Origin of the sequence: Chryseobacterium antibioticum, from assembly GCF_012927325.1 — a bacterium.
In the GTDB taxonomy this organism is placed as follows: domain Bacteria; phylum Bacteroidota; class Bacteroidia; order Flavobacteriales; family Weeksellaceae; genus Chryseobacterium; species Chryseobacterium antibioticum.
This window is the reverse complement of the sequence record NZ_JABBGI010000035.1, coordinates 32,326-42,972: the sequence shown is the minus strand read 5'-3', so window position 1 is coordinate 42,972 and position 10,647 is coordinate 32,326. Positions and strand designations below refer to the sequence as shown.

Annotated in this window: 9 protein-coding genes; 2 read left to right on the top strand and 7 right to left on the bottom strand. The window is 37.1% G+C overall.

Annotated features, from left to right (window positions below):
* Positions 1 to 181: 181 nt before the first annotated feature.
* The 4 genes from HHL23_RS20115 to HHL23_RS20100 all read right to left on the bottom strand — a co-directional run bounded on the left by HHL23_RS20115 (position 182) and on the right by HHL23_RS20100 (position 4,227).
* Entirely contained in the window at positions 182 to 1,528 is a 1,347-nt protein-coding gene (locus HHL23_RS20115) for an alpha-amylase family glycosyl hydrolase (RefSeq protein WP_169236536.1), read from the bottom strand.
* A gap of 213 nt (positions 1,529 to 1,741) precedes the next feature.
* Positions 1,742 to 2,338 (bottom strand): IS1096 element passenger TnpR family protein, encoded by a 597-nt coding sequence (locus tag HHL23_RS20110; protein ID WP_169236535.1) that lies wholly within the window; start codon positions 2,336 to 2,338, stop codon positions 1,742 to 1,744.
* Between the two features lie 134 nt (positions 2,339 to 2,472).
* Positions 2,473 to 3,504, bottom strand: a complete 1,032-nt coding sequence (locus HHL23_RS20105) for a sensor histidine kinase (protein ID WP_169236534.1) — start codon at positions 3,502 to 3,504, stop codon at positions 2,473 to 2,475.
* Between the two features lie 42 nt (positions 3,505 to 3,546).
* The gene (locus tag HHL23_RS20100; protein WP_073175137.1) at positions 3,547 to 4,227 is read right to left on the bottom strand and encodes a response regulator transcription factor; all 681 of its coding nucleotides are present in this window, start codon (positions 4,225 to 4,227) and stop codon (positions 3,547 to 3,549) included.
* A gap of 198 nt (positions 4,228 to 4,425) precedes the next feature.
* On the opposite strand from HHL23_RS20100, the gene HHL23_RS20095 reads away from it, so the two are divergent.
* Both HHL23_RS20095 and HHL23_RS20090 read left to right on the top strand, forming a co-directional pair.
* Entirely contained in the window at positions 4,426 to 7,065 is a 2,640-nt protein-coding gene (locus tag HHL23_RS20095; protein ID WP_169236533.1) for a TonB-dependent receptor plug domain-containing protein, read from the top strand.
* A gap of 35 nt (positions 7,066 to 7,100) precedes the next feature.
* Complete coding sequence (locus HHL23_RS20090; RefSeq protein ID WP_169236532.1) at positions 7,101 to 8,324, top strand: hypothetical protein; 1,224 nt, start codon at positions 7,101 to 7,103, stop codon at positions 8,322 to 8,324.
* A gap of 148 nt (positions 8,325 to 8,472) precedes the next feature.
* On the opposite strand, the gene HHL23_RS22950 is transcribed toward HHL23_RS20090, so the two are convergent.
* The 3 genes from HHL23_RS22950 to HHL23_RS20080 form a co-directional block, all read right to left on the bottom strand.
* On the bottom strand, positions 8,473 to 9,207 hold the full coding sequence (locus tag HHL23_RS22950) for an amidohydrolase family protein (protein WP_394354162.1): 735 nt from the start codon (positions 9,205 to 9,207) through the stop codon (positions 8,473 to 8,475).
* Between the two features lie 68 nt (positions 9,208 to 9,275).
* Positions 9,276 to 9,710, bottom strand: a complete 435-nt coding sequence (locus tag HHL23_RS22945) for an amidohydrolase family protein (protein WP_394354161.1) — start codon at positions 9,708 to 9,710, stop codon at positions 9,276 to 9,278.
* Positions 9,711 to 9,792: 82 nt separating this feature from the next.
* Complete coding sequence (locus tag HHL23_RS20080; RefSeq protein WP_169236531.1) at positions 9,793 to 10,638, bottom strand: AraC family transcriptional regulator; 846 nt, start codon at positions 10,636 to 10,638, stop codon at positions 9,793 to 9,795.
* Positions 10,639 to 10,647 lie beyond the last annotated feature (9 nt).

Here is a 10,647-nt window from a genome sequence, read left to right as displayed (position 1 = left end):
AAGACCTCAGAGATCAAACAAAAGAAATATAGGTAAATATAGAGCAAGAGCTAAACCCATAGTCTCTAAAAATCAAAAGGATAGCTTGTGATATTTTACTAACTTAATGACATTGGGCTTTAGCCCGCCCTATTGATTATTTATAACAGTTTGAATATTTCAACCTGCATTTCATGCCTCTTTATTTTTCAAAAACTGCGTAATCTGAGACCTTAAATGTGAAATCTTTTCCGTCGCCAAAATCTCTTTTTGTCCGGTCAAAAATATTCCTGAATGTTCCTGAAAGATTTTGATCTTCGATGCTGAAGTTGACCGGTTCTTTTGACATATTCAAAACGACCAGCACTTCGTCTTTTCCGTTCTTTCTTACGTAAGCCAGGATTTTGTCATTAGCTGTTGTGTTCAGCAGATAAGTCGAAACATTGGGATCTCCGCCTCTTAATGCAGGGTTGGAGCTTTTTAACTCGAGTAAGGTTTTATAAAATTCAGCCATCTGGTAGGTATTGGTCCACTTGATCGCATCTTTTTCAAAAAACTCCAGTCTTTTCATATTGGGAAGTTCCTGGCCGGAATACAATAATGGGACGCCGTTCCAGGTTGCGGAGAATACAGCCATTGGTTTCGTGATCACTCCATATTTTTCGTATTCAGTTCCGTTCCAGGAATTCTCGTCATGATTGGCCGTAAACCAGGCTCTCATTGAGTTGTCGCCAATCTTCGAATATTGTAATAACAGATCTTTAAGTTCCTGAAGAGGCTCATTTTTTTTATAATAATCTGCAGATTTGTGCATCCATTTCCATGAATAGCTCGCGTCAAATACTTTTCCATATTCAGGGCTTTCCAGTTCGTCAAATTCCCCCAACCAGAAGAGCGGTTTTATTTTTTCCACTTCCGGACGCACCTGCTGCCAGAAATCGACTTCCACCCAGGAAGCAAGGTCGCATCTGAAACCATCTATACCGGTTTCTTTCACCCAGAATTTCATCGCATCAATCATGGCGAGCCTCATCTCCTGATTTTTATAATCCAGTTCAATGATATCATCCATTCCGGAAGCAATATGAAATTTTCCATCGGGATCTTTCAAGTAAAATTCGGGATGTGTTTTTGTCCAGACATGATCCCATCCTGTATGATTGGCAACCCAGTCTATGATCACTTTGAATCCCAATCTGTGGGCCTCATTGATCATATGTTTGAAATCATTCATTGTCCCAAATTCAGGATTAATGGAAGTATAATCTGAGGCAGCATAAGGGCTTCCCAGACTTCCTTTTTTGTTCTGCTTGGCAATGGGCGTTATAGGCATGAACCAAAGTGTTCTGACTCCCATTTTTTTCAGACGGGGCATTTCTTTTTCAAATGCTTTGAATGTTCCTTCAGGGGTATATTGTCTAACGTTTACTTCGTATATATTGGTTGTGCGCTTCCATTCTTTCGGCAAATCCATAGTGTTTATTGTGTTTTGAGTGGTACAGGAAACAATTCCCAGACCAATTATTGCTAGCAGAATTAATTTCTTCATTCATCTATTTTTAACAAAAGTAAGGAATGTTTTTTTATGAAAGATGAGAAAGGTGATAGTGAATAGTGAATAGTGAATAGTGAATAGTGAATAAAGTTATTCAAATTTACGGAAGGCTTTACAATTCAGCTTTGACTTGTGAAGCAAATTCGTCATTGGCATAAAAAAAAAGCCCCGGACCGTAAATCCAGGGCTGTATATTGTATTCAGATGTTATCTCTCATCGTCGTTATCTTCTTCATCTTCGAAAACATCATCGTCGTAGTTTTCTTCTTCATCATCGAAACTGTCGTCATCCTCATCTTCAAAACTGGTGCTTACTGCAAAGTCATCATCAAAGCTGAAATCATCATCCAAAAGCGGCATTGCTGATCTTTTCTTTGATCCTCCACCACTCCCGCTTCTGCTTGGTGCTTTTAAAGGAACGTTTCCAAATCTGTATACGGTAATAGGATAATTAACTCCTTTGGTCTCTTCGATGATTTCTACAAGCTCGCAGAAAAATTCCCAAAGATCAAGAAGCCCGTACTGGAACTGAGCTTTGTCGCCCACATTTCCAAAAGCTTCATCAATATACACATCCGACATGATTTCGCCATCACCATCGTCACTCATATCTTCCAGGGGAACACTTTTAACTATTGTTCCGTCGTCTTCCAACATATTAAAAGTGGAAAGCTCATCTCCCTGAAGATTGAACGCACTTTTAATTCCCAAATGTAAGTTCCATAGTGATTGTTTTCCTCTTACTTCAATATCACGGAAAATATCCTCTTTCGCATCTAATATTACGCGGATCTTGTAAACCATATCAGTTTCTTAAATTACTTTTTTGCCTTAATTATTATGATAAATATCTATTGCAAATATATAATAAATGACAGGGGACAAAAAAATATTTCACGATTTTTTAAAATATTTTTTTTTCATACATTTTACCGGAATTATTTACTTTTTTCCAGCATAAAGCTAAATTTAGTTCCTTCAAGATAAACACTTTCTACTGTTATATTTTCGTTATGGGCTTCAAGGATATGTTTTACAATAGCCAGTCCAAGTCCCGATCCTCCTTCTCTTCTGCTTCTGCTGGTTTCCACGCGGTAGAACCTTTCGAAGATCCTCGGAAGAATCTCTGCTTTAATTCCCATTCCGTTATCAATAACTTCGATCAGTACTTTATTTTTGAGAACGCTGGTTTTCACAACTACTTTCGCTTCCTGTCTGTTGGCATAGTGAATGGCATTGGAAACTAAATTAATAAAGACCTGTGAAATTTTCTGTTTATCGCCATCTACAAAGATTTGCGGATGAAGAGTCTGAATCTGCAGTGTGGTATTGTGTTTTTCTGCTTCAAATTCAAGAAGGTCAAAAATTTCCTTAATCAGAAGGTTGACATCAAATTTTGAAGTGTTGATGCTGATCTCCCCCGCTTCAAGGCGATTGATCATATCAAGGTCCGTCACAATCGCAATAAGTCTTTCTACAGATTTATCAATCCTTTCCAGGTATTTATCCCGGATCGTAAGATTATCAACACCACCATCTCTTAGGGTTTCTACATATCCCTGAATGGAAAACAACGGTGTTTTAAGTTCATGGGAAACGTTTCCGATGTATTCTTTACGGTAGCTTTCCATTTCCTTCATCATATCGATCTCCGTTACCTGCTGCTGATTGAGATCCGAAAATCTTTCACCCAGTTCTCTAATGGTAATGTTTTCGTTATTGTCATTAACAATTTCCTGCGGAAGCATTTGTGATAGTCCACGAACCTGCTTTTTACCATAGTAGTTGAAAAGAAGCTCCAACACCACGTAGTTGATGATAAAAATGAGGACCAGGCAGATAAAAAGGCCTATTTTAAAAAAAGGGGTCCGGTAATAGATATCCTTCAGTGAATCAAAGATGATTACTAAAAGAAACATCACCAGTGTCAGGAGACACGAGGCGACGAGTGTAAGTCTGTAAAATTTCAATTTTACAAGTTTTTATAGGTTATGTAAAGGTGGGAGTTTAAATTATAAAACGATAAGCTTATAACCGATTCCTTTTAATGTCTGGATGGTATTAATTCCCAGTTTTTCTCTTAATCTTCTGATGTGTACGTCAATAGTTCTCTCTCCTACGATTACGTCATTGCCCCAAACTTTTTCCAGAATTTCTTCTCTTTTAAATACTTTTTCGGTATTTGAAGCCAGAAGATAAAGCAAATCGAACTCTTTTTTAGGAAGAAGGAACTGCTGTCCGCTTTTGGAAACTCTGAAATTGTCTTTGTCAATGACCAAATCCCCGATCTCAATTAATTTTGCATTATCAGACACCTGAGAAGTCAATTGCAGTAAAGCATTCACTTTGGAAGTAAGGATCTTCGGTTTGATCAGCTTCACGATATAATCATTGGCTCCGGCCTGGAATCCTGCTAGCTGTGAGAACTCTTCGCTTCTGGCGGAAAGAAAAACAATCAGTGTTTTCTGAAGTTCTTTTACTTTACGGAGTTCCTGACAGGTCTCGATACCGTCTTTTTCCGGCATCATCACATCTAATAGGATAAGATCTGGTATAATCTCTTTAGCTTTCTCTATCCCTTCGTTACCGTTTGTAGCCGTATAGATATCGTAGCCTTCTTTTTCCAGGTTGTAAGACAGAATCTCTAAAATATCCAGTTCGTCGTCTATTAAGAGTATTTTCTTTTGGTTCATTTTCATTTTTTACTGAGTCAAAGTTAATAAATTTTAAAGCACAGATGAACAAATCTATTATCGTTCACATAAAGTTAACAATAACGGTCTTTTCTTAATGTTTAGTTAAGAAAAAATTAAAATTCACTAAACCACTTACCCCGTTTATCTTTTATTCCTTTGCACCGAAAGAATCTAGTAAATAAAGTAAGTAAGATAATGAAAATTAATAAACTTAGCATTGCAGTGGTATTTTTATCCGGATCAATGTTTTACGCTCAGGAAACGAAGCAGGACACGATCATTAAGGAGAAAAAAATTGATGGCGTAGTAATCCAGGGAAGCAGTAACAAGAAAACTGAAACTGCTGTATTAGGAGAACAAAAAAAAGCGATTATTCAAAAACAGGCTATAAGTGCTGAAGAGATTTCGAGAAAAGGAATTTCCAATGTAGAGCAAGGACTTACGAAAGTAACAGGAATCACTACGGTAGAAGGAAGAGGTCTTTTCGTAAGAGGTCTTGAAGAAAGATACAATTATTTATTAATCAACGGTCTTGGATCACCTTCCAACAACCCATTCCAAAAGATCATTGCCCTGAAGCAGTTCCCAACGGATGTGGTAGGAAAATTAAATATCTACAAGACTTTCAACTCTAACCTTTACGGAGATTTCGCGGGAGCTACTTTTGATATTGAAACGCTTACAATTGATAAGCCTTTTACAAAAATAGAATTCAGTGTAGGGGTAAATACTTTGAGTACCTTCAGAAACAATTTCAAAATAGCTGAAGGGGCAGACGGAATGAATGGATATTTAGGTTTGAATTCCAGAGATAGAAGACTTCCGGATGAGATTAGAAACTCAAGACCAGATAACTATAAATTCACTCCGGATCAATCATTAAATTCTTTTAAAGATTCATGGAACGTTGACAACGTAAAATCAATGCCTAATACCAGCATTGGATTTACGACTGCACAGAAAGTAAAAATGGGTGAAACTGGGAATTTAGGAATTCTATTCTCTTTGAACCAGGGAAGCAAATTTGAATATAAAGATGGTGATAATAACCAGTTTAAAGGACAGGGGAAAAATTCATTTATCGAAAACATGAATTATCTTAATCGTAAGCAATATAATTACGAAACAGAATCTTCAGTTTTACTAGGTTTAGGATATAAAAACAAGGGAACAAATGTAAATCTAAACGCTATTTATTTACAGAACGTCAATAATATCATTGAGGATAACTATGGCTACAAAGACGGACAGGTTCTTAACAAGACTACCTTCTTTAGAACTAACCAATTAGATATTTCAAGATTTTTAGATTTGCAGCTAACGGCTTCTCAAAAAATAAATGAAAGACATCAAGTAAAAGCCGGAGCCAGTTATGTCATCAATAATTATCAACAACCGGACAGAAAAATCATAGAAGGTAACCGTATTGATCCAACTACCGGAAATACACTTTCCAATGACAATATCGCAATGCGTTATGGAGGAAATAACATTATCCGTCAGTATTTAGATGTAGACTCCAGATTCTATGGTTCAGCCTTTGCAGAATATCAATTGTCGTTAGGGGAAAAAGGTGACAGAAAAGACTTTCCTATTCAGATTGCTGTAGGTTATAATGGCTTTTCAGATTTCAGAAAAACATCTTACCGATTTATTTTTGGGCGTACATCCACTTCATCAGCACCTTTTGTGATCAACATTGATACTCCTCAGGATATTTTTAATGCCTCTCTTAGAAATGGAGATTTATATTATCAGGAGGGTTCAGATGTTTCACAATATTACTCAAGCTTCTATCAAATTATTAATGGTGGTTATGCTAATGTTAACCTTAAACCAAGCGATTCTTGGGATATCTTATTGGGAGCAAGATATGAGAATGATATGACTCTGATTCGTTATTCTGAACAGAGTGCCGAAAATAAAATTAATCTGGATAAGAATAAGAATTTCTTCTTACCATCAATATCAGTAAAAAAGGCTCTTAACAATAAGAATAACTTAAGATTCTCTTTCAGTAAGACCGTTACACGTCCTATCCTTATTGAGACTATGCCTATTACTTATATCAACCCGGATAACGTAAATATTGTTGGTAACCCGGCAATTCAAAACAGTGAAAACTACAATTTTGATTTGAAATGGGAATACTTCCCTACTAACAAAGAAATGTTTGCTGTTAACCTATTTGCAAAAAGAATCGACAACGCCATTGAACGTTCATTAGTCGCTTCAGGAAACGCAACGGGTTCAACCATTACTTTCTTCAATGCCAAAAAAGCAGATTTATTCGGAATAGAGTTAGAAGGAATCTTCAGTTTGGGTAGAATATCCGAAGCTTTAAGAAGCTTTACTTTGGGAGCTAATGCAACCATCATGCATTCGGATGTAGAAAGAAGCCAGGATCAGTTAAATATGGAAAGACCAGACTGGTTTGCGCTTACAGGTGAAACATTACGCAAAAGAGGTTTACAGGGAGCATCTCCTTATACCATCAATGCTGATTTAAAATATGAATTAAAAAACCGCAATAATTTAGCCCATACATTCTCTCTTGTTTATAATGTATCTGGAAGTAAAATCTATGCAACAGGAGGTGCAGGTACAGACAATTACTATGAAAAACCATTCAATCAGATAGATTTTGTATATCAGGGGCAATTAACGAAAAACTGGAATGTAAAATTTGCTGTACAGAATCTTTTAGACAGCAAATATAAAATCTTAATTGGTGACAAAAATTACCTACCAACTAATTTTGAACAAGGTAATAACACGCTTACAAACTATTACAGAGGAACTACATTCAATCTTACTGTAGGGTATACATTCTAAAAATAATTTAATAAAAAATAAAATAAAGTATAAAAATGAAAAGAAGAGTTTTATCATTATTATCGTTAACAGCCGTGTTAACATTAGCCTTAAATTCATGTACTATCGAGGTAAATGATGGCCTAGGAGACGGTACTACAGTTACTACTCCGGGAACTACTGAAAGTGTATTAAGCGGAAGCGGAACATTATCAGGAACGATTACAAAAGATATCCTTATCAAAAAAGGAAACTATACATTAGACGGAATCGTAAAAATTACGAATAACGCTACCATTACCATTGAAGCTGGAGCTACTTTTAATGTAGTGACTTCTAAAACAAGTGGTTTAGTGATTCTTCAGGATGGAAAAATCAACGCTGTAGGTACAGCTGCTGAGCCAATTGTATTCACAACAGCTAGTAAAGTTCCTGGAGACTGGGGCGGTATTACAATCTATGGTACAGCTCCAATCAAAGCTGTCAATGGAAATACACAAGCTCTTTCTGAAGACGGAAACAACGTATATTACGGAGGAAGTGATGCCAACTCCAATTCAGGTACCATGAAGTTTGTAAGAGTTGAATATGCAGGTAAAAAGATCGGTGACGGTACTTCTGAAACCAACTCTATGACTTTCTACGCTGTAGGAGCTGGAACTACTTTAGAGAATCTTGTAACTTATAAAGGAACTGATGACGGGTATGAATTCTTCGGAGGTACTGTAAGTGCTAAGAATATCGTTTCTTACGGTAACTATGATGATTCTTTCGACTGGCAGGATGCATGGAGCGGGCAGAACAATACCAACTGGTATGCTTTCCAGACAGGAACAGGTAACTTCGGAATGGAGATTGAAGCTTCTGGTAATGCTGATAATGTTGCACCAAAAATATCAAATATTACTCTTATCAGAGATACCAATACGCTTCCTGAAACAGCCAATTCCCCTGAAATTACAGCTATCCAGTTTAAAAAGCAGGGAACAGGGATTTTCTCAAACGTTTATATCAGCGGTTATAAAAACATCGGAACTCAGAAAGGTTATGCCGTGCTGATCCAGGATGCAGCTACAGAAACAAGCCAGGTAAATACCGGTAAAGTGGTAGTTGCTCCTCTTACTTACCTAAACTCTGATAATGCAGGTGTTTGGGGGTATGCATACACTCCAAACGGTGCTAAAACTTTCACTAACACTGCTACTGTTGCTAAAGTATCTCTAACTCCTGGAGCTTGGGCTACAGTAGACGGAGTTAATCTTTTAGCAGGATTACAATAAGTAACTAGTTTCTTCATATCTACTTTTAAAAGCCATCAGAATTTTTTCTGGTGGCTTTTTATTGCTCAAATCAATTCATCGAAAAAGCCAGCAGAAAATCCAATGGCTTTATTCACAAAAAACAAGTATATTAAAAAATATATTTCAATTAATATCTCCAGAATAAGTTCCCATCATTCATCAGGGCTTCTATTTTGGATATTCTGGAAACCGCTTCTGCCGAACATGAGGCATCGATTAGTATAATGGAAGCTTCGTCACCTGGTTTAGGCCATTGCTGGGTTCCTTTGTCATCCAGAGGAAGAATACTTTGGGTAGCAAACTGAAGTGTTCTGGACAGTTCCAATTCAGTTTCATATCCGTAAAGCTCAGCAATCAGATTCGCTTTCTGAAGCATATTTCCCGAACCGAAGGTACTCCAGTAATCCTGCACATTATCATTTCCAATCAGAACATTAACCCCATACTTTTTCAATACAGGAATCGGCATTACCGTTCCTCTGAAGGGTACGGAAGATGCAATTCCCACTTTTCCTTCTGCCAGTCTTTCTGCAATCTTCTCTGTTTCTTTTGGGGAAAGATGTCCTAAAGCGAAAGCATGGCTTATAAATGTTTTTCCCTGGAGCATTGGATTTTCAATTGCTTTATCGATCAGATAATTGATCGTCTTCATCCCGGACTCCCCTGCTTCATGCAAATGGATATCGATTCCTTTTTTATGATCTAAAGCCAGCTGGACCGTAAAGTCCAGTACTTTTTCAATGTTCCCATCAATACTTAAAGGATCCAACCCTCCGATAAAATTCACACTTTTCAGTTGTGCTGCTTCTTTCATCAAGGGAGCAGTATCTGTATAATACAAACCATGTTGTGGAAAAGCCACAAGCTCTGCTTTAAAAGAATCTTTTTTATGCTCTAATGCTTTTTCAAGATTTCCAATGATTTTAAACCTTAAGTAGGATCAATATTAAAGTGCGTCCTCGCAAAATGAGTTCCGTAATGCTGCAGCAAGCTGATCAACTGCTCTGCCCTTTCCACGGATGTTTTTAAGAGTTTGGGGATGATTTCCTGTTCATAGGCGATCATATCCTTTACCGTTCTCCGTTTCGGCGACAGTGCCTGCCATGGAAGTCCATATAACGTTTTATCCAGATGGATGTGCAAATCCCTCAATGCGGGAAGCATTAAAAAACCTTTGGCATCCAAAGCATCGGAAGTAGGATCATTAGCTTTTACAGCTCTGATCTTTCCATTTTCTATTTCAATACTGAAAAGGTCAGTTTTTGTCATGATCACTTCATCTTCATCATATTCAAATCCCGTTTCGAGACGGACATTTTTGAGTGAATATGTTCCTTTTGCGGCCAATTGATAGGGAAACTGCATAACTTATATTTTAACAGGACAAAGTTACGCCAGCTCTATTCCAGAGATGATGTATCAATTATGCTTTGTTTTGTACGGATTATTATTCTTTGAATTGCGACGGAGTCATTCCCGTCTGTGCTTTGAAAAATTTGGAAAAACTGGCATGATCATAAAAACCCAGATCATACACGATATCTTTTACCGACATTTCCGACACTTTTAAAAGACGTTTCGCTTCCAGCAAAATCCTATCCTGGATCAGAGAGGAAGCAGAAGCATTCAGATTCTTTTTACAGACGATATTTAAATAATTGGCAGAAATATTAAGCTTGTCTGCATAGAAAGAAACGGATCTTTCCGTTCTGAAATGTTCGTCAATAAGTTGTAAAAATTTAGAAATAATAGGATTGGAATGGTACATTTCAAAATCTTTAAAAGTCCCTTCTACCGATTTGCTGACCAACAGTCCAATCAGTTCACTCCGCTTCTGAATAACTTCCCAGAATACATTTTCCTCACTTATCTCTTTCTGGATGGCCTGAAATTCATACAGGAACGTCTGAAAAGTTTCTTTGGAAAGATGAATAACAGGATGATTCTGATAATAAGAAGCAGAAAATCTCAGCGCAGGCAAAAAACTCTCAAACCAGTCTCTGCTGATCATCAGTTGATACCCAACCGTTTCCTTTTCAATCACCCATTGATGTACCTGATCCGGAAAAACAAGATGAATCTGACTATTTCCGACCTCATATTCCGTAAAATCAATTGTGTGGCTCCCTTTTCCGTGTTCAAATAGATTAATGATAAAAAAATCATGTTTATGGGGTTCATCAATAGAACGTTCCCCATGCAGTTCATTAAACAGCAGATGACAGCCCTGAAGCTGATTCTCACTGAACTCCTGAATGCCTAAGACGGGAAAATGATCTGTATGATAACCCACGTATCCTGA